The organism is Vibrio sp. B183, assembly GCF_000740665.1.
GTDB classification, from domain to species: Bacteria; Pseudomonadota; Gammaproteobacteria; order Enterobacterales; family Vibrionaceae; genus Vibrio; species Vibrio coralliilyticus.
In genome coordinates, this window is record NZ_JPQB01000007.1 from 220,918 (window position 1) to 240,095 (window position 19,178).

General features: G+C 45.2%; 19 protein-coding genes. 11 read left to right on the forward strand and 8 right to left on the reverse strand.

From position 1 onward, the window contains the following. Position 1: 1 nt before the first annotated feature. The 8 genes from IX95_RS09770 to cobB all read left to right on the forward strand — a co-directional run bounded on the left by IX95_RS09770 (position 2) and on the right by cobB (position 8,396). Positions 2-640, forward strand: a complete 639-nt coding sequence (locus IX95_RS09770) for a TorD/DmsD family molecular chaperone (protein ID WP_038159256.1) — start codon at positions 2-4, stop codon at positions 638-640. A gap of 60 nt (positions 641-700) precedes the next feature. After that, positions 701-901, forward strand: a complete 201-nt coding sequence (locus IX95_RS09775) for a twin-arginine translocation signal domain-containing protein (RefSeq protein WP_038159259.1) — start codon at positions 701-703, stop codon at positions 899-901. 11 nt (positions 902-912) lie between these two features. Then, the gene (locus IX95_RS09780) at positions 913-3,768 is read left to right on the forward strand and encodes a formate dehydrogenase subunit alpha (protein ID WP_038159262.1); all 2,856 of its coding nucleotides are present in this window, start codon (positions 913-915) and stop codon (positions 3,766-3,768) included. Positions 3,769-3,779: 11 nt separating this feature from the next. Beyond that, positions 3,780-4,388: a formate dehydrogenase FDH3 subunit beta gene (gene fdh3B / locus IX95_RS09785; RefSeq protein ID WP_038159266.1), complete on the forward strand. Its 609-nt coding sequence runs from the start codon at positions 3,780-3,782 to the stop codon at positions 4,386-4,388. A gap of 71 nt (positions 4,389-4,459) precedes the next feature. Then, positions 4,460-5,449 (forward strand): formate dehydrogenase subunit gamma, encoded by a 990-nt coding sequence (locus IX95_RS09790; RefSeq protein ID WP_436411207.1) that lies wholly within the window; start codon positions 4,460-4,462, stop codon positions 5,447-5,449. Beyond that, entirely contained in the window at positions 5,433-5,849 is a 417-nt protein-coding gene (locus IX95_RS09795) for a membrane protein (RefSeq protein WP_038159270.1), read from the forward strand. The genes IX95_RS09790 and IX95_RS09795 overlap by 17 nt, the downstream gene beginning before the upstream one ends. A gap of 292 nt (positions 5,850-6,141) precedes the next feature. After that, on the forward strand, positions 6,142-7,362 hold the full coding sequence (locus IX95_RS09800; protein WP_038159272.1) for an ammonium transporter: 1,221 nt from the start codon (positions 6,142-6,144) through the stop codon (positions 7,360-7,362). 296 nt (positions 7,363-7,658) lie between these two features. Beyond that, positions 7,659-8,396: a Sir2 family NAD+-dependent deacetylase gene (cobB, locus tag IX95_RS09805; protein WP_038159275.1), complete on the forward strand. Its 738-nt coding sequence runs from the start codon at positions 7,659-7,661 to the stop codon at positions 8,394-8,396. A 1-nt stretch (position 8,397) separates the two neighbouring features. Here the strand turns inward: cobB and IX95_RS09810 are convergent, their stop codons facing one another. The 6 genes from IX95_RS09810 to potA form a co-directional block, all read right to left on the reverse strand. Next, positions 8,398-9,192 carry a GGDEF domain-containing protein gene (locus tag IX95_RS09810; protein WP_038159276.1) on the reverse strand — a complete coding sequence of 265 codons (795 nt, stop codon included), beginning with the start codon at positions 9,190-9,192 and terminating at the stop codon, positions 8,398-8,400. A gap of 81 nt (positions 9,193-9,273) precedes the next feature. Continuing rightward, on the reverse strand, positions 9,274-10,311 hold the full coding sequence (locus IX95_RS09815) for an extracellular solute-binding protein (protein WP_006962287.1): 1,038 nt from the start codon (positions 10,309-10,311) through the stop codon (positions 9,274-9,276). Positions 10,312-10,484: 173 nt separating this feature from the next. Then, complete coding sequence (locus IX95_RS09820; protein WP_038159388.1) at positions 10,485-11,519, reverse strand: extracellular solute-binding protein; 1,035 nt, start codon at positions 11,517-11,519, stop codon at positions 10,485-10,487. A 122-nt stretch (positions 11,520-11,641) separates the two neighbouring features. Next, complete coding sequence (gene potC, locus IX95_RS09825) at positions 11,642-12,412, reverse strand: spermidine/putrescine ABC transporter permease PotC (protein ID WP_038159279.1); 771 nt, start codon at positions 12,410-12,412, stop codon at positions 11,642-11,644. Next, positions 12,412-13,272 (reverse strand): spermidine/putrescine ABC transporter permease PotB, encoded by an 861-nt coding sequence (gene potB / locus IX95_RS09830; RefSeq protein ID WP_006962283.1) that lies wholly within the window; start codon positions 13,270-13,272, stop codon positions 12,412-12,414. Before potB ends, potC begins: the two co-directional genes overlap by 1 nt. After that, positions 13,253-14,386, reverse strand: coding sequence for a spermidine/putrescine ABC transporter ATP-binding protein PotA (gene potA, locus IX95_RS09835; RefSeq protein ID WP_080749075.1), 1,134 nt, complete (start codon positions 14,384-14,386; stop codon positions 13,253-13,255). The genes potB and potA overlap by 20 nt, the downstream gene beginning before the upstream one ends. 366 nt (positions 14,387-14,752) lie before the next feature. On the opposite strand from potA, the gene IX95_RS09840 reads away from it, so the two are divergent. From IX95_RS09840 to IX95_RS09850, 3 genes are read left to right on the forward strand one after another with little or no spacing between them, the layout of a single operon-like run. Continuing rightward, entirely contained in the window at positions 14,753-15,556 is an 804-nt protein-coding gene (locus IX95_RS09840) for a hypothetical protein (protein WP_038159284.1), read from the forward strand. Further along, entirely contained in the window at positions 15,549-16,391 is an 843-nt protein-coding gene (locus IX95_RS09845; RefSeq protein WP_038159287.1) for a glucosaminidase domain-containing protein, read from the forward strand. Before IX95_RS09840 ends, IX95_RS09845 begins: the two co-directional genes overlap by 8 nt. 12 nt (positions 16,392-16,403) lie before the next feature. Further along, positions 16,404-17,063 carry a DUF2987 domain-containing protein gene (locus IX95_RS09850; RefSeq protein ID WP_038159290.1) on the forward strand — a complete coding sequence of 220 codons (660 nt, stop codon included), beginning with the start codon at positions 16,404-16,406 and terminating at the stop codon, positions 17,061-17,063. A gap of 61 nt (positions 17,064-17,124) precedes the next feature. Here the strand turns inward: IX95_RS09850 and ttcA are convergent, their stop codons facing one another. Then, entirely contained in the window at positions 17,125-18,057 is a 933-nt protein-coding gene (gene ttcA, locus IX95_RS09855) for a tRNA 2-thiocytidine(32) synthetase TtcA (RefSeq protein WP_006962272.1), read from the reverse strand. A 137-nt stretch (positions 18,058-18,194) separates the two neighbouring features. Continuing rightward, positions 18,195-19,142 (reverse strand): universal stress protein UspE, encoded by a 948-nt coding sequence (gene uspE / locus IX95_RS09860; RefSeq protein WP_038159293.1) that lies wholly within the window; start codon positions 19,140-19,142, stop codon positions 18,195-18,197. Between the last annotated feature and the right edge of the window lie 36 nt (positions 19,143-19,178).

Sequence of the window (19,178 nt, forward strand, 5' to 3'; positions counted from 1 at the left end):
GATGAAAGTGGAAGAGCAACTTACTTTAAGAGCTGACATCTACTTGATGTTATCAGCGTTGTATCGCCAATGTCCTACCGTGGATTTAGTGCAATTTTTGGCTGATTTGGAAATTGAAAACGCGCCTAGTGAGATGCAGTCGGCATGGCGGGCTCTCAAGCAGGCGGCGCTTGACGTAAATGCCTCAGAACTTGAAGACGAATATCACGAGCTGTTTATTGGTATCGGCCGTGGCGAAGCCGTTCCGTTTGCATCCTGGCATCGTACTGGTTCGTTGATGGAGAAGCCGCTTGCCAACATCCGCCATGATCTGAAGTTGTTAGGTCTGGAGAGAGAAGAAAGCATCAAAGAGCCAGAAGACCATATTTCAGCCTTATGCGAAGTGATGGCGGTGCTCGTGCGCGAGCAGGATCCTCAGCAACAACATTTCTTCAATACTCACATTTCGCCTTGGTTCACCTCATTTGTTCGTCAGGTTAAGCAGGCTCAGCACGCACGTTTTTACCTTTCTGTGGCTCAGCTATGCGAAGCGTTCTTAACACTAGAACAGGTGCGGTTCAGCGCAAAGGTGAAGGGCGCTAAAGATAATTCAAGAATTGATGTGAAAAACGCCGCTGAATACGAGCAGACTCAACGATAAAGCATTCACGTCGAGAAGAGAGACAACAGTCTCCAGATACCTTATTGGTAAGGAAGCAAAATGAAAGACAATAAAGATGTTAATACCAGCCGTCGAGACCTTCTAAAGGGGCTGACTACCGCTGCTGTTGCCGGGCCTATCGTTGCAGGAACAGCCAATACTACGGCAGCGGCTGAAGTTGTACAGCCGGAGAAAGAAACCGCGAAATCAAAAGGTTATCGCGAAACCCAACATATTCGTGATTACTACGACACGCTGTAAGGAGCAGAGCAATGAAATTAGTTAAACGCTCAGACAGCGTGAGCAAAGAACAGAACCCGCTTGGCGTATCGCGTCGTGCATTCATGAGAAACTCTTCCTTGGCGGCGGGTGGCGCTGTGGTAGGCGCTGGATTGTTTGCTCCAGGGATGATTAGAAAAGCAGAAGCAAAGTCTGTGGATCCTCAAGCGAAAACCGAAGTTAAGCGGACGATTTGTTCTCACTGTTCTGTCGGTTGTGGCATTTACGCTGAAGTTCAAGATGGGGTCTGGACAGGGCAGGAGCCTGCATTCGACCACCCGTTTAACGCTGGTGGACATTGTGCGAAAGGTGCAGCTTTGCGTGAACACGGCCACGGCGAGCGCCGTTTGAAATACCCGATGAAACTGGAAGGTGGTAAGTGGAAGAAGCTTTCTTGGGATCAGGCTATCGAAGAAATTGGCGATAAGATTCTGGATATCCGAAAAGACTCCGGACCAGATTCTGTCTACTGGCTAGGCAGTGCGAAGCACAGCAATGAACAGGCTTACATGTTCCGCAAAATGGCTTCATTGTGGGGAACAAACAATGTCGACCATCAGGCGCGTATTTGTCACTCGACCACGGTTGCAGGGGTAGCGAACACTTGGGGCTATGGAGCGATGACCAACTCGTTCAATGACATGCACAACTGCAAATCGATGCTGTTCATTGGTTCTAACCCCGCTGAGGCTCACCCTGTGGCGATGCAACACATCTTAATCGCCAAGGAAAAGAATAACTGTAAGATCGTTGTCGCAGATCCACGCCGAACACGTACTGCAGCCAAATCTGACCATTACGTGTCACTTCGTCCGGGATCAGATGTGGCGTTTATCTGGGGCATCCTTTGGCATGTGTTTGCCAATCAATGGGAAGACAAAGAATTCATTCGTCAGCGCGTTTTTGGTATGGATGAAATCCGTCAGGAAGTCGCGAAATGGACGCCAGCAGAAGTAGAGCGTGTGACGGGGGTGACTGAAGAGGATGTATACCAAACCGCGAAGCTGCTTTCTCAAAATCGACCGGGTTGTGTTGTCTGGTGTATGGGCGGTACTCAACATACTACAGGGAACAACAATACGCGTGCATATTGCGTGTTGGAACTCGCATTGGGCAACATGGGTAAATCCGGCGGTGGTGCAAACATTTTCCGTGGTCACGACAATGTTCAGGGCGCTACCGACCTTGGTGTTTTGTCGCATACTTTGCCCGGCTATTACGGCTTGTCAGACGGCGCTTGGAAGCACTGGTCGAAAGTGTGGGGGCTCGATCACGAATGGGTTCAGAAGCGTTTCGATCAAAGTGAATACCGCGGCAAAAAGCCAATGAACAACATGGGGATTCCTGTTTCGCGATGGATTGATGGTGTTCTTGAAAATAAGGACAACATCGAGCAAAAGGATAATATCCGCGCAATGTTTTACTGGGGACACGCGGTGAACTCTCAGACTCGTGGTGTTGAAATGCGCACTGCGATGAAGAAACTGGAGATGATGGTCATTGTTGACCCTTACCCAACAGTAGCAGCGGTCATGAACGATCGTACCGATGGCGTGTACCTTCTTCCTGCGACTACGCAGTTCGAAACTCACGGAAGTGTGACAGCATCAAACCGCTCGATTCAGTGGCGAGACCAAGTCGTGGAACCACTTTTCGACTCTAAGCCTGATCACGAAATTATGTATCTGCTGACCAAGAAACTCGGGTTTGCTGAGCAGCTATTTAAAAATGTCAAAGTCGAAAACAACCAGCCTGTCATCGAAGATATCACGCGTGAGTTCAACCGCGGGATGTGGACTATCGGTTATACCGGTCAAAGTCCAGAGCGCTTGAAGTCTCATCAGCAAAATTGGCACACCTTCCATAAAACCTCTTTGGAGGCAGAGGGCGGTCCAGCACATGGAGATACTTATGGACTTCCTTGGCCGTGTTGGGGCACCCCAGAAATGAAACACCCAGGGACACATATTCTCTACGATACCTCCAAACCGGTTGCGAAGGGAGGTGGTAATTTCCGCGCAAGATACGGTGTTGAGTACGAAGGTCACAATCTTCTGGCGGAAGACAGCTACTCAAAAGGCAGTGAGATTGAAGATGGCTACCCTGAATTCAGCGATAAGTTGTTAAAATCTCTGGGGTGGTGGGATGATCTAACCGCTGAAGAAAAAGCCGCGGCAGAAGGCAAAAACTGGAAGACAGATTTGTCTGGAGGCATTCAGCGAGTTGCGATTAAGCACGGATGTATCCCTTTTGGCAACGCGAAAGCTCGTGCCATTGTCTGGACATTCCCTGACCGCGTGCCTTTACACCGTGAGCCGTTGTATACGCCACGTCGAGATTTAGTGGCGGATTATCCGACTTGGGATGACAGTGAATCTATCTATCGACTGCCAACCATGTACAAATCAATTCAGGATCAGGATAAATCTGGTGAGTATCCGATCATCCTGACTTCAGGCCGCTTGGTTGAATATGAAGGTGGCGGTGAAGAAACTCGTTCAAACCCTTGGCTTGCTGAACTTCAACAAGAAATGTTTGTTGAGGTGAACCCGAAAGACGCCAACGACCTTGATTTCCGCGACGGAGACATGGTTTGGGTTGAAGGTGCAGAGAAAGGCCGCATTCACGTCAAAGCAATGGTGACACGTCGAGTGAAGCCGGGCATGGCATTTATCCCATTCCACTTTGGTGGCAAGTTCCAGGGCGAAGATTTACGAGATAAATACCCAGAAGGGACGGACCCTTACGTCATTGGTGATTCCGCCAATATTGCCACTACCTATGGCTACGATCCTGTCACTCAGATGCAGGAAACCAAAGTCACCCTCTGTAACATTCGTAAAGCGTAAGGAGTTAACCAATGGCTAGAATGAAATTCCTATGTGATACCAAGCGCTGCATCGAATGTAACGGCTGTGTCACTGCGTGTAAGAACGAAAATGATGATGCGCTTGAGTGGGGTATTCAGCGTCGTCGCGTGGTCACACTAAATGATGGTGAACCGGGCGAGAACTCAATTTCAGTAGCGTGCATGCACTGTACTGATGCACCTTGTATGGCGGTGTGCCCGGCAGACTGCTTTGAACACACCGAAGATGGCATAGTGCTTCATAACAAAGATCTTTGTATCGGTTGTGGTTACTGTTTGTTTGCCTGTCCTTTTGGTGCACCTCAGTTTCCTAAGCAGGAAGCGTTTGGCGAGCGTGGAAAAATGGACAAATGCACTTTCTGTGCTGGTGGCCCTGAAACCGAAGCAGGGTCAGTGGAAGAGCGTCAGAAGTACGGTGCAAACCGCATTGCTGAAGGTAAGCTGCCTATGTGTGCGTCTTTGTGTTCAACGAAAGCTTTGCTAGCGGGTGATGCAGAGAAAGTTTCGCACATTTTCCGTCAGCGTGTAGTTGAGCGCGGCGCGAAGGGCGCAGGCTGGACGAACGGTAATGACCTGTCTTACGACGCCACCAAAAGCTAACGTTGGAGATGGTCATGTTTTCAATGTTTAAACGTGCATCTCTTTTAATGCTGTCGATCATGGCAGCATTAATGTTTGCTTTTTCATTGCCTGCTCAGGCAGAGCAAAAAGAAGCTGATGTTGCACAACGAGAAATGTCTCAATTGGCTGGCGCGGATTTCTGGCGTCAGGTTCGTCAGGGAGAAGAGGGCTACACTACTTCTCAATTCCCAGAGCATGGGGTGCTGATCAGTGCTCCCGGCCAGACTTGGTACATTCTCAAAGAAAAGTGGATGTCTCCGGCAGGCGCAGTCGCCATCTTTGGCAGTATTGCGTTCGTGACATTGATGTACATCGTGATTGGCCCGCTGATGCTCAGTGCGCCAAGAACAGGTAAAAAAATCAAGCGTTGGTCTCGATTTGATCGAGCATTGCACTGGAGTATGGCGTTTACGTTCTTAACATTAGCCTTTAGTGGATTGATGTTGGTTTACGGTAAACACTTCCTTAAGCCGTACATTCCATCAGAGTTGTGGGGTTTCATCATTATGTTGGCCAAGCAATACCACAACTACATTGGGCCAATCTTCTATGTGCTGCTGATTTGCGTACTAGTGAAATGGTGGCGCAAGTCGATCTTCAAGAAAGTCGACCTTGTTTGGTTTATGAAGTTAGGCGGCATGGTCGGGAAGCACAAGGGCTCTCATCCTTCTGCTGAGTTTTCCAATGCAGGTGAAAAGGCTTTGTTCTGGCTACTTATCGTAGTTGGAACCGCGGTTGCGCTGAGTGGCTTAGTTCTGGACTTCCCGATCTTCGGGCAAACGCGGCGTGATATGGAGATGTCGAATCTCGTCCATATGGTGGCTGCTCTGATCCTGATTTGTGGCTTTATTTTCCATATATACATTGGTTTGTTTGGAATGGAAGGCGCACTGGAAGGCATGGTGACGGGCGAAGTCGATGAAACTTGGGCAAAAGAACATCATGACCTGTGGTACGAGGAAATGAAGGCGAAAGAGCACCAAGAAGCTTCGGAACATGACAGCGTAAAAGGAGTGCAAACCAATGAACAAACCTCATAAAGGAATTTGGATTGCGTACATCCTAAGTATTTTTACGCCATTTACTTGTTTGATTTCAGGTGTTGTAGCGATCGTTTATGCGGGTTACAGGCTGGATAAAGGTCAGGACGGAGAAGTGATTGATTCACACTATTATGGTTTGATTCGTACGTTCTTTCTCAATCTGATCTATTTCGTTGTTCTTATCATCACTGTCGCAACGTCTAATGGGGTTTTGAAAGGCGTGAATGATTACTGGTACCAGAACCATATTATTGATGATATCGCTTATTATATTCCCTACGTAGGTATGCTCTTTGGGGCAATAGCGATTATTGTTTGGTTTGTACGTATGTATCAAGGGATTAGCAAACTACAGGCGAATCAGCCGTTTTCATTCAACAAAGGACCAAACCTTTAAATGTATATAGCCCTGTTATCTCAGGGCTTTTTTTGCACCAAGTTAACGCGCTACAGCATGGTGCTCTGTCACCATCTTAGTGCGATTAATTTTAAATCTATCATTTACTATGGGCGTGCTGTAATTATTAAATTTATACTTATCAACTAGATAGGTGCTCTCGATTTCCCATTGATTTGCTGGCACGGTCGTTGCTCCACATTCGCTTTTCAAATTGATGTCACCACTTTGGTGATTTTATTGTGCTAGTGCACAGGATAAGTGCGTAGCGAATTGATGGAGACAATTTACAATGAGCGTAACTGCCAGTCAGGTTCACGGAGCGGTTCAAACCTTGACCCAGAGTTCCGATACTCTTTTCCTTCTACTCGGCGCCATTATGGTATTTTTAATGCACGCTGGGTTTGCCTTCCTTGAAGTTGGAACGGTGCGACACAAAAATCAGGTTAACGCACTGGTTAAAATACTCGCTGACTTTGGTATTTCTGCAATTGCTTATTTCTTTATCGGCTATTGGGTTGCGTATGGTGCTAACTTTTTTGCTGATGCCCAAACTTTGTCTCAAGGTAACGGTTATGAATTGGTCAAATTCTTTTTTTTACTGACGTTTGCTGCCGCAATACCAGCGATTGTATCAGGGGGAATTGCAGAGAGAGCTCGTTTTTACCCGGTACTTGTTGCGACCTTTTTCACCGTTGGGCTCGTATATCCTGTATTTGAAGGCATGATATGGAACGGAAACTTTGGTCTGCAATCCTGGTTTGAAGACCACTTTGGTTACGGATTCCACGATTTTGCAGGGTCCGTTGTTGTCCATGGTGTAGGGGGCTGGATCGCATTAGTTGCGGTAGTGTTCCTTGGTATGAGGAAAGGCAGAATTCGCGCTGGAAAGCACACTAACTTTGCTCCTTCCAATATTCCATTTCTCGCGCTTGGCGCTTGGATTTTGTGTGTGGGCTGGTTTGGGTTTAACGTCATGTCAGCACAAACACTTAATGGAATCAGCGGCCTTGTTGCAATGAACTCTCTAATGGCGATGGTAGGAGGCATTGTTGTGTCTTTGATTGCGGGTAAAAATGACCCCGGCTTCATTCACAATGGCCCACTTGCTGGTTTGGTTGCTGTATGTGCTGGCTCAGACCTGATGCATCCTATTGGTGCTCTAATTACAGGTGGTATTGCGGGTGCCTTGTTTGTTTACCTGTTTACGTACTTGCAAAACAAAACCAAGATTGATGATGTGCTGGGTGTTTGGCCTTTACATGGCGTATGTGGCGCGTGGGGCGGCATTGCCGCAGGGATATTTGGCCAAAGCGCACTAGGCGGTCTGGGAGGAGTGAGTGTCAGTGTACAGGTGCTTGGTACTTTAGCTGGCATTACAGTTGCTCTTGTCGGTGCGCTAATCGTCTATGGGGTCATCCATAAAATATCAGGGCTACGCTTATCAGAAGAAGATGAGTTTAACGGTGCAGATTTAGCTATCCATAAGATCTCTTCTAGCAATGAGGATTGATTTCTAAGCACGTATAGAGCGGTATATGCCGCTCTCTTTCATTTATAACCTTAGGCAGAACAACCTTTTTTCATGTTAGTCTGAGGATAATCAGAATTCTGATTATCAACTGAAGATGTTGCCTGACACCCGGTCATGAATAATATGACTAGCGATAACGTGAACCATTTCATCTATACTTCCTCACACTTTTCAAAAAGTCAGCCCTCAAATACAACTATGGTCTAATCTGAACGACTATTGCTGATAATTCTCAGGTGGTAAGCTTATATCAAACATAATTAAAGGGATTTGATATGAAGTTTCCTTATAACAATATTGTAGTACTTACTGGGGCAGGTATTTCGGCTGAGTCAGGGATTCAGACTTTTAGAGCTCAGGATGGTTTATGGGAAGATCATCGCATTGAAGATGTGGCAACGCCCGAGGGTTTTGAGCGCAATCCAGACCTCGTGCAGGACTTCTACAATCAGCGTCGTTTAAAGCTTCAGGAAGAGGGTATAGAACCCAATGCCGCCCATTTAGCTTTGGGGCGCCTTGAGAAAGAACTCGAGGGTACAGTAACCATCATCACGCAAAATATTGATAACCTTCATGAGCGCGGTGGAAGTGTTAATGTGATTCATATGCATGGAGAGCTACTGAAAGCACGATGCAGTGAATCTAATCAGGTTGTTGAAGAGAAGGGTGAAGTTAAGACAGGAGACCTTTGTCACTGTTGTCAAATTCCTTCTCAGATGCGACCACACGTTGTCTGGTTCGGAGAGATGCCTCTGCGAATGGGCGATATCTACGAATCATTAGAAAAAGCCGATTTGTTTATCTCGATTGGTACGTCTGGGGTGGTATATCCAGCCGCAGGGTTTGTACATGATGCCAAAATGCATGGAGCGCATACGCTTGAAATCAATCTTGAACCTAGTGCGGTTGAGAGTGAGTTTGAAGAAAAACGCTATGGTAAAGCAAGTATCGAGGTACCTAAGCTGGTCGAAGAAATCTTAGCGTTGCAAGAGCCAAACGTTAAACACGCTTAATTCAGTCACTCTCGGCGCCTTTGCGCTGAGAGTTTTTCATTTCATACATAGCTTTATCCGTTTTTATCAGGTTCTCTTTTAAGGTTTCAGGTGTAGAGGCCTCAATGCCGTAGCTGAATAAGATTTGTTCTTCGACCAAGTCTTTTTTGATTCTATCGATGAAGGCTTCACCTTCTCCCGGGCCAACCACAATTACAAACTCATCTCCGCCGATGCGAAATGCTTTATCCGTAGGGCTTACCGATGCATTGACGGCTTGCGCGAAACGGATGATGGCTAAATCGCCACTAGCGTGTCCATGCGTATCGTTGATTTGCTTGAGGCCATCTAAGTCGATGTAGATTAAATCAAACTGTTTACGTGCGATCGAGAACAGTTTCTTACGGTTAAAAAGCCCTGTCAGCTCATCTGTATACGCATGCTCGCTCATTTGGCGAAACAACCGAGTCACACCGAAAGCAATTAATAGATAGGCAATTTGGATTCCCCCATCTTCAATCAATGTATGGGTGAATTCGTTATTGTCTGTCCATTGATCTAAACCGGGAATTTCCGTCAAGATATCATAAGCTTGGTTGACGGCTAGGAGTATCAACCCCCATTTTATGAAGGTGTTGTTGCGGTATAATTCACGTGAAACAAAGTATATGAAAAGAAGAACGAATAGAGTATTGGCTTCAAAAAGAAGGTCACTATAGGATTCAGGGTTTGTTTGATAGCTGATTGTCGTAACCAGTATCGCAAGCCCAGACAGCACGCAGAAGCCAGACAGGAATCTTTTGTACCTTACAATCATAGCGTCCTCGATCCATGAGAAAACAAATAAAGCGGCTTGAGCCGCTTTATTAAGTATATAACTGAAAACAAGTTTACGTTTTTAGTTGTCAACTTTTAACTTCTGGAAGTACTCGTCGTATAGCACACTTGCTTCACCAACTTCGTCTTGCCAGGTTCCACTGTCCATCACTTCTTGAGGCGGGAAGATGCTTGGATCGTTTGCAAATTCTTCAGGTAGCAACTTATGCGCTGTTGCAACAGGAGTTGGATAGCCGATTTCTAGAGCGATTTTCGCTGCATTTTCTGGGCGTAGAAGGAAATCGATCATCTTATGAGCTGCATCCACATTCTTCGCTTCTGCAGGAATCGCTAGGCTATCCATCCAGAAGATAGTGCCTTTTTCTGGCCAGATAATGTCAATGGATGCGCCTTCCTGACGAGCCATGTAAGCAGAGCCGTTCCAAAGCATACCTAGAGATACTTCACCAGCTAAGTACGGGTTTGCAGGGAAGTCTGAGTTGAACACCAGTACATTTGGCATTAGCTTCTTCAGTTCTTCGTAGGCTGCTTTAATCTCGTCTGGGTTCGTTGTGTTTGGTGAGTAACCCAGTTTAGTTAATGCGATATGGAAAACTTCACGTGAGTCATCCATGAGCATCAACTGACCTTCCCATTTGCTGTCCCAGAAGTCGTCCCATTTGGTGACAGAAGACTTGTCCAGCATGTCGGAGTTGATACCGATACCTGTCGCACCCCAGATATAAGGGATAGAATAATTGTTGTTCGGGTCGAAAGGCTTGTTCAGGAAGTTTGTATCAAGATCAGCGAAGTGCGACAGTTTTTTCTTGTCGATTTCTTGCAGCATGCCTTCTTTACGCATCTTAGAAACGAAATAAGTAGACGGTACTACTAAATCGTAACCCGATCCTTGAGTCTTAAGCTTGGCATACATGCTTTCATTTGACTCGTAGGTAGAGTAAATAACCTTGATTCCAGTTTCTTTCGTAAAGTCTTCAAGAACTTCATTTGGAATGTATTCAGACCAGTTGTAGAAGTAGAGTTCTTGATCAGCAGCCATTGCAGGTGAAGCGATCAGAGACGCTGCGCAAAGTGCACTTGCATAGAATTTACTTTTCATTCTTTTTCCGTTTTGTTTTTGCTGAATCAGTAAACCGTCAGCCCTGACGATGTTTGGAGATAAAGCCGTGAGTAAAGATGTTTATCGTAACGACAAACCATACAGAAAAGAATTATATCAGCCAATAACGAAAATAGGCAGCTAATGCTGCCTATTTCGAAGAAAATGAATGCTTATTGACCTGCTTTCAGCTTCATGAAGTAATCTTCATATTTCACAGTCAGATCACCAACGGCATCTTGCCACTCAACACGATCTAGATCTTCTTGAGATGGAAAGAGCGGGGCAACATCATTAAACTTCGCATTCGACGCTTCAACGGCGGTTAGGTAGCCAGTGTCACGAGAGATTTGCTCCGCTATTTCAGGCCTTAGAAGGAAATCGATCATCTTATGCGCTGCGTCTACGTTTACTGCACCGGATGAAATCGCAAAGTTATCCACCCAACCAATTCCTCCTTCTTTGGGGAATACCAGTTTAAGGTTCATACCTTCACTTTGAGCTGCCGCCGCACTGCCATTCCACAGCATGCCTACGCCGACTTCGCCTGACATATAGGGTGCACCCGGATTATCAGAGTTAAACACTAGTACGTTAGGCATTAATTTTTGCAGCTCAGCGTAAGCTTCATCGATTTGCTTCGGATCGGTTGAGTTGCCCGAATAGCCCAGTTTGCGAAGTGCAATATGGAACACTTCACGTGTGTCATCCATCAGCATGACCTGACCTTCAAGCTCTGGATTCCATAAATCTGCCCAGCTCTGAAAATCATTTGGGTCATACATATCGGCGTTAACCGCTAGACCAGTAATCGCAACAACGTGAGGGACAGAGTAGTCATTGTTAGGGTCATAAGGTTTATCCAGATAGTTTTTATCCAGATTATCAAAGTTGCTCAGCTTCGATTTATCGATTTTTTGCAGCATACCTTCATCGCGCATTTTGGCGACGAAATACGTCGAAGGTACAACCAAATCGTAACCTTGATTGTGTGTCTTTAGCTTGGCGTATAAGGTTTCATTTGACTCATAAGTCGAGTAGATAACCTTAATACCTGTTTCCTTAGTAAATTGTTCCAGAAGGCTGCTACTGATGTATGGCCCCCAGTTCATAAATACCAGCTCTTTGTTTTCATCGGCGAGCACTGAACCAGAGAACAGTGAAAGCGCGCATGCACTACCAGCTAAAAAAGTAGCCCATTTTTTCATTGACGTTAGCTCCAAACCAAACGTTGCCGAATGCTCTTGAGTAATCGCGTGAGCATAAGCGGCGGTCGATAGAAAAACAGAATGACATTGAGCCATTCTGTTTCATGAAAGAAGATTCAAATCTATTTAACTTTTTCTCTCGCCAGAAGCTGAGAAATCACGACTAAGATTAGTGAAACAATCAGCATGACAGTTGCCAGCGCATTCACTTCTGGAGAGATTCCCACTTTAACCATTGAGTAGATCTTGAGTGGTAATATCTCATAAGTTGGCCCAGTCACGAACGAGCTGATGATTACATCGTCCAGAGAAAGCGTAAAACTCAGCAACCAACCTGCGGCCACTGCAGGTTTCGCCAGTGGCAGAATGATTTGTTTGAGAATAACCCATTCGCTAGCACCAAGGTCTTTGGCTGCTTCAAGCATTTTCACATCAAAGCCATTTAAGCGGCTGTAAACCGTAACCACAACAAACGGTAAACAGAAGGTGATGTGCGCAATCAACAAGGTGAAAAGGCCCAGTTGTGCACCCAATACCAAGAACAGTGCAAGCAGAGAGATCGCCATGACAATGTCTGGTGACATCATAACAACGAATAACATGCCGTTGACTGCGCCTTTTCCTTTAAATGTATAGCGGAATAGGGCAACAGCCGTTAGACTTCCGATTACAGTCGCTGCTGTCGCTGAAAAAATAGCGACATTCAATGAGTGCCAAGCGGCTTGCATCAAGCTGTCATTGTTAACTAAGGTTTCGTACCACTTAGTGGTAAAGCCTCCCCATTTCATGCCGAATTTATTGGCATTAAACGAGTTAACGATCAATACGATGATTGGCAGGTACAAGAATGCATACACCAACGCCATAAAGCTAAATCTAACTGTACGTCCCATCAGTCTAGCTCCACTTTCTTGTTCAATAACTTACCTGCTCGATAGTAGGCATAGAGCATGATCGCCATCGCAATAGTGAGCGCGATACTCGTCGCGGCACCAAACGGCCAGTCTCGGGCATTGAGAACCTGACTTTTAATCACGTTACCAATAAGCAGGTTTTTCGCCCCGCCGAGTAGATCAGCAATGTAGAACATGCCTAAAGCAGGAAGAAGTACTAATAAACATCCGCCGATGATACCTGGCATGGTGAGAGGCAGAATGACTTTAGTGATCGTCTGAAACTTGTTTGCTCCAAGGTCCTTCGCCGCTTCAATGTAAGTGTTATCGAGCTTTTCGATGGCAGAGTAGAGCGGCAAAATCATAAATGGCAGTAAGATATAGACTAGGCCGATCATCACCGCCGTTTCTGTATACATCAGACGAATAGGCTTATCGATGATTTCCATTGCCATGAGTGATTTATTCAAGACACCTTGGGTTCCAAGCACAATTTTAAGACCATACGTTCGGATGAGTGAGTTGGTCCAAAAAGGCACTATGACCAAAAACAGCATGATAGGTCGCCATTTCTCAGGCATTTTCGCAACGATGTAAGCAAAAGGATAACCAATCACCAAACACAATAGAGTTGCAATGATTGCCATATAGAAAGAATGCCAAAGCACCTTAGCATAGAGCGGATCCATCAGGCGAATGTAGTTGTCGAACGTAAAAGTCAGTTCAATTAGATTCGCTTCATCACGAGTCAGAAAACTGGTACCAATAATCATTAGGTTGGGTACAAGCACAAACAGCGCTAGCCAACCGACGACCAGTGTGATGATGGCGTTCTGCAGATTAAGCTTCTTGCTTATCATTGAGAACGACCTCCCAGCTTTCAACCCAAGTAATCGCCACTTTTTGGCCCAATGAATGGTCCACATCAGGGTCATCTTCGTTAAAGAACTCACTGACCATTACGCGCATGCCTGATTCCAGTTCGATGACAGAATCCAGCGTCATACCTTTGTAAGTGCGTTCAGTGACGTGGCCAACAATCCCTTTTTGCTCGGACTCTTTGATTTCTTCTAGGCGAAGATCTTCTGGGCGAAGCAGAACTTGTAGCTTGTCACCGGTTAGTGCTTCTTTATCGTAGTAAACAATCGACTCCACACCTTCGATTTCAGCACGAATTCGTTTGTCATCCATGCGTTCAATCATGGTTGCATCGAATACGTTAATTTCACCAATGAAGCGGGCAACGAACAAGTTCTTAGGCTCTTCGTAAATCTCACGTGGAGAGCCATCTTGTTCTATAACGCCATCACGCATAACAATAATGCGGTCTGACATGGATAAAGCTTCTTCCTGATCGTGTGTCACGAAGATAAAGGTGATGCCAAGCTGGCGCTGAAGCTGTTTAAGCTCGATTTGCATCTGTTTACGGAGTTTGTAATCTAGTGCAGAGAGAGATTCATCAAGCAGTAGCACCTTAGGTTTATTGACGACAGCGCGCGCAATGGCGATACGTTGCTGCTGACCACCTGAAAGCTGGTGTGGTTTGCGCTGAGCCATTTTCTCAAGGCGCACCATTTTCAACGCTTCCATCACACGCGGTTCGATGTCAGCTGCTGGCACTTTTTGCATACGCAAGCCAAAAGCAACGTTTTCAAACACTGTCATGTGAGGAAACAAGGCGTAACTTTGAAATACAGTGTTGACGTGCCTTTGTTCAGCAGGGACTTGAGTAACGTTCTGGTTATCAAGAATGATGTCGCCATTATCAGCGGCCTCAAAACCAGCAATCATTCTCAATACCGTGGTTTTACCACAACCGGATGGACCTAAAATCGTTAGGAACTCTCCGTGGTTCACATCAAGGTTAAGATTTCCGATAATTTCTTTACCATCGAAACTTTTACTGATGCCAGTTAAACGGATAACTGGTTGTCCTGCTTTTGGTTTAGCGTTCAACGTCTGTTTTTCTCCCACTCCGGCCAACAGAAAATGACCTGTAATTACACAATTTCGAGGCGCGCATCATAATCACCAAAAGTGTGAAATCAAAGCATTTTCTTACCTTGAAACACAAAAAATTTTGCAGGCAAAAGTAAACATTCCTTACCATACTGTTTTTAGACAAATTTAATGCCTCAAACATAGAAAATCTAAGGCAACTTTTGGCTTTACTTACGCATTTAATGGTCAATTATCAACCATGTAGGCAATAAAGCAAGCGGATGAGCGTGAATCGATTTTGGACTTGGAAAGGATTCAGTATAATGTCGGGATATCGCAACATAACTCTTAATCAACAAGTTAGCTTAGTGAAAGATTCATTAAGCACCGGATTCAATAATGAATAATGACATTGAAAAAGATTTCAATTTAGGTGGAAGTGTCGAACGTGCTCTTTCCGGTAACTACGAACTAAAAGCAGGTGAAGTTTTCAGAGAAGCGTGGGGTCATACGATCAAAAACTTCTTGTCGTTTTCTCCCGCTATTATCATTCTGCTTATCGTCCAACTCGCGATTTTCTATGTTGCATTAAAACTGCAACTTGGTGACCCTTCAATCATTCTTGATGCTGTGACAAACCATGAAGGTATTGATCCAAGAATCATCCAGGCAATATTTGTCGCAAACTTCAGTTATGAAGTAGTGAGCGCACCTATCTATGCAGGTATTAGCTTAATGGCAATGAGCCATGCCGCTGGCTTATCAACAAAGCCTCGCCATATTGGCAAAGGGCTTCAATATACGGTTCCTGTTATTTTGGCGACCTTGTTTAGCTTATTGCTTCAAGGAATTGCAGGCATGCTCCTGCCGTTTCTGTCTATGTATTTGTCTCTTGCATTCAGCAACTCAATCCTTCTCATTTGTGAGAAGCAGATCCCACCAATGCAATCTTTATTACTGTCTTTACGTGCGGTGAATAAAAAGATTTTTGTTTTGGCAGGGATCTATTCATTGGTTATGTTAATGTTCGTGGCAGGAGCCATGTTCTATGGTCTGGGGTTAATCTTTGTTTTACCGTTCTTCTTCCACGTGAAGGGCATCATCTATCGCAATATGTTCGGTATCAAACTCAAGGTTGTCGCAACAGACAGACCGAAAGATGAGGATGACAATGACGACGATTCACAAGTGTTCAATGCGTAAAAGTGAATTCATTGCTATCGCTGCAGCTGGCCTAATCGCCAGCTGTAGTTTTTATAGCTATGAGAAAAATGAAGCTCAGGAACGCGAGCGTAGAAAGCAGGCCCAAACTACAGAGCAATCTATATCGTTTGATGGTCATTCTGTAGGTCAAGCGCCTGACTTTTCAGCTATCACCAATGTGACGGAAAAGAAACAAACGTTTTTCGACTATCTGCGCCCAGGCATTGCTTTGGAAAATCAACGCATTCTTAATGAGCGAAGTCGATTAGACAAAATACAAGCTAACTTCAAATCTGATCAGCTTTCCAATGATGACACGAGTTACGCAAAGCGATTAGGAAAACTTTATAACGTCGAGCTGGACTCCAAAGGAATTAGCCAGCAATGGCTTGATCAAATGTTTCATCGTGTAGATGTTATTCCAGAAGCGCTAGTCCTAGTGCAGGGTGCAAATGAATCTGCTTGGGGGACATCGCGATTTGCCACCCAAGCCAACAATTATTTCGGCCAATGGTGCTATAGCTCGGGTTGTGGTCTCGTTCCGCTACAGCGGGGAGAGGGCATGACACATGAAGTCGCAAAATTCAGCTCTGTACAGCAGTCCATACAGGGCTACTTTATGAACGTTAACCGAAATCGTGCCTACGAAGAATTGCGAGAGATTCGCTATCAGCGCCATCTAAGAGGTGAAAGCCTGACGGATACCGATGCTGCTATTGCTTTGACCAATGGTCTGCTGAAATACTCTGAGCGAGGTGAGGCATACGTCAAGGACTTACAAGCAATGATCAGGCACAATCAGGCGTTCTGGGAAGACACCCTTACTAAAAAATAAGTATTACATTCAATGAAAAAATTATCGTTAGCCCTTTTAACTGCAGCGGTGACTTCTGCTGCGGCGTTACCTGTCTCTGCTCAAGAATACATGTTTACCTATTCAAAGCTCTTCACTCATATGAAGCAGAATGTGAAAGAAGGGCATGAAGATGTCAAAGTCGGTTTCTTCTTCCTTAATGCAGATACAAAGCAAAACTGTGTTATTGAGAAAGCATGGATGGAAAAAGAAGAACACTATGAAGAGCTGAAATCTTCGCCATACCATGAATTGATTGTTCCACTGGACAACAACCTTAAATCAGCTAACCCACTTGTTTTTGTTCAAACGCCAATGGATCAGCGATGTGATTTTTCTATGGTTGTGATGACGAAAGAACCCTTTAACGGTGAGATCGCGTACGCTGATGTAGAAAAGCTGATGCCGCAAATGCAGGCCATGCTTGAAGACTTGGGTGGTATGTTTGCAAGCTGGTTTACACCAGATGTAGAAGGGGTGACACTTGAGTTTGCTAACAAATTGAATTCAAAAGTGGAATTCTCTAACGGTTCGAGCAAAGACATCGTTGATGGAAAAGTGCAGGTCGCACTATCAGATATCGGTGAAGGCGGTACGATGACACTGCCTCAAGAAACAGCCCGTGTACTGCCTTACCTACCTAAAGCGAACTAATCCGCTGGGTGTTTATGCAAAAAGGGTCGCTGCTGCGACCCTTTTTTAATTCTAAATGCGTTTAGATGTTGGTGACATCAAGTTGTAAGCTAGGATCAAATTCCTGAACCATATCTTCGTCAACAATAGGCTGTTTTGGCATTTCTTCTTTGTCGAAACCGATATCGCCGCCGTTAATAACACCTGAGTCTTTGTCGATCGATTTAAAATCGAAAAGCTCATGGTCTGCTAAGTGACTTGGAACAACGTTTTGCATTGCACGGAACATACTTTCAATGCGGCCTGGGAAGCGCTTATCCCAATCGTTTAGCATTTGTTTGATATTCTGACGCTGCAAGTTTGGCTGAGAGCCACAAAGGTTACATGGAATGATAGGGTAACCACGCATGTCAGAGAATTTAATGATATCTTTTTCACGGCAGTAGGCCAGTGGACGAATAACAACGTGTTCACCGTTATCTGAGACCAGCTTAGGTGGCATACCTTTCATCTTTCCGCCGTGGAACATGTTTAGGAACAGTGTTTCCAAAATATCGTCACGGTGGTGACCTAGAGCAATCTTAGTTGCACCTAGTTCATTCGCGGTGCGGTATAGAATGCCGCGACGCAGGCGAGAACATAGAGAACAAGTTGTCTTACCTTCAGGGATCTTGTCCTGAACAATCGAGTAAGTATCTTCCTCTACAATTTTGTATTCAACACCTAAAGATTCTAGGTATTCAGGAAGAATATGACCTGGAAACCCCGGCTGTTTTTGGTCTAGATTAACTGCAATTAGCGAGAAGTTAATCGGCGCACTTTTTTGCAAACTCATCAGAATATCAAGCATAGTAAAGCTGTCTTTACCGCCAGACAGACACACCATGATGCGATCGCCTTCTTCAATCATGTTGAAGTCTTGAATCGCTTGGCCTGTATTACGACGAATACGCTTTTGTAACTTGTTGAAGTTGTATTGTTGAGCTTTTGTTAGCTCTTGAGTTTGCTCAGTCATTCGCTTGCAGTCTTAATCAATCATGAAACCAAAATGAAGTGCGTATAATACGGATAAATGAGTCAGATGCCAGTTCTAATAATAGAAGACAATAAAAAATCCCCCCAAGTTACCTTGAGGGGATTCGAAGTCCTAAGTTATACCGCTGTTTTAGGGTCTAATGGGCTGATATAGCCTTTAGGTTTCAGAGCTAGAACGTCACAGTTGATTTTATCAATGACGTGTTCTGCGGTATTACCGATAAACACAGCAGACAAGCCCGTGCGACCTGTTGTTCCGACGATAACCATTGCTGCATTAAGCTTTTCAGCGGATTCAGGAATGACGTCTTCAGGTAGTCCTTGCTCAACAATAGTTTGTTGCTCGTCGTAACCATGCTTTTGGCGCAGCGCTTTCATTGCGGTTAGGTGATGGCCGCGTACTGCATCGCTATAGGTTGTCGGATCGAACTCAGGCAGTTCAATTGTGATATTCGCAGGAGTCACAGGGTAGGCGTTAACCAGATAGGGTTGGGCACCTAGGCGCTCGGTAAGGCTCTTAAGCTGTTCGACCATGCTGTCATTTAAGCCTAAGTGGGTGTCGTTTTCAGAGCCTACGTGGACAGAGGCGAGAATACTGGCATCTTCGGGCCAATCTGCATTTTTCACCAATAACACCGGACAAGGGCATTTACGGAGTAAGTGCCAATCAGTCGGCGTGAAAATCACTGATTCTAGAACATCGTGCTTACGCGTTCCCTTGATCACAATGTCATGGCTACCTGCGAATGTCTCAGCGACGATGGCTTCATACGGGCGATTGTGCCACACGACTTTTACTTCTAAATCAATGTCTTCGTTAATGTAGGGCTTAGCCACGTTTTGCATCCATTGCTCACGTTGGCCAATGACACCACGCCGCATTGCGTCACGCTCATCGATAGACAGCATTGAGGTCATGTCATAAGAAAAGTCGTAGATAGATAGGAAGAAAGTCACATGACTACGAGAACGACTTTTCGCAGCGAGCTGCATGGCACGGGCTAAAGCGGGTTGTTCATCTTTATTTATGTCAGCAACAACTAGTATTTTGTTATAGATACTCATAGTAACTCCTTAGGAGTGGGAGAGTTATATGATTAA

Coding starts and splice junctions, on each gene's coding strand:
- IX95_RS09770 (WP_038159256.1), top strand. CDS start 2: ATGAAAGTGGAAGAGCAACTTACTTTAAGAGCTGACATCTACTTGATG.
- IX95_RS09775 (WP_038159259.1), top strand. CDS start 701: ATGAAAGACAATAAAGATGTTAATACCAGCCGTCGAGACCTTCTAAAG.
- IX95_RS09780 (WP_038159262.1), top strand. CDS start 913: ATGAAATTAGTTAAACGCTCAGACAGCGTGAGCAAAGAACAGAACCCG.
- fdh3B (WP_038159266.1), top strand. CDS start 3,780: ATGGCTAGAATGAAATTCCTATGTGATACCAAGCGCTGCATCGAATGT.
- IX95_RS09790 (WP_436411207.1), top strand. CDS start 4,460: ATGTTTGCTTTTTCATTGCCTGCTCAGGCAGAGCAAAAAGAAGCTGAT.
- IX95_RS09795 (WP_038159270.1), top strand. CDS start 5,433: ATGAACAAACCTCATAAAGGAATTTGGATTGCGTACATCCTAAGTATT.
- IX95_RS09800 (WP_038159272.1), top strand. CDS start 6,142: ATGAGCGTAACTGCCAGTCAGGTTCACGGAGCGGTTCAAACCTTGACC.
- cobB (WP_038159275.1), top strand. CDS start 7,659: ATGAAGTTTCCTTATAACAATATTGTAGTACTTACTGGGGCAGGTATT.
- IX95_RS09810 (WP_038159276.1), bottom strand. CDS start 9,192: ATGATTGTAAGGTACAAAAGATTCCTGTCTGGCTTCTGCGTGCTGTCT.
- IX95_RS09815 (WP_006962287.1), bottom strand. CDS start 10,311: ATGAAAAGTAAATTCTATGCAAGTGCACTTTGCGCAGCGTCTCTGATC.
- IX95_RS09820 (WP_038159388.1), bottom strand. CDS start 11,519: ATGAAAAAATGGGCTACTTTTTTAGCTGGTAGTGCATGCGCGCTTTCA.
- potC (WP_038159279.1), bottom strand. CDS start 12,412: ATGGGACGTACAGTTAGATTTAGCTTTATGGCGTTGGTGTATGCATTC.
- potB (WP_006962283.1), bottom strand. CDS start 13,272: ATGATAAGCAAGAAGCTTAATCTGCAGAACGCCATCATCACACTGGTC.
- IX95_RS09840 (WP_038159284.1), top strand. CDS start 14,753: ATGAATAATGACATTGAAAAAGATTTCAATTTAGGTGGAAGTGTCGAA.
- IX95_RS09845 (WP_038159287.1), top strand. CDS start 15,549: ATGCGTAAAAGTGAATTCATTGCTATCGCTGCAGCTGGCCTAATCGCC.
- IX95_RS09850 (WP_038159290.1), top strand. CDS start 16,404: ATGAAAAAATTATCGTTAGCCCTTTTAACTGCAGCGGTGACTTCTGCT.
- ttcA (WP_006962272.1), bottom strand. CDS start 18,057: ATGACTGAGCAAACTCAAGAGCTAACAAAAGCTCAACAATACAACTTC.
- uspE (WP_038159293.1), bottom strand. CDS start 19,142: ATGAGTATCTATAACAAAATACTAGTTGTTGCTGACATAAATAAAGAT.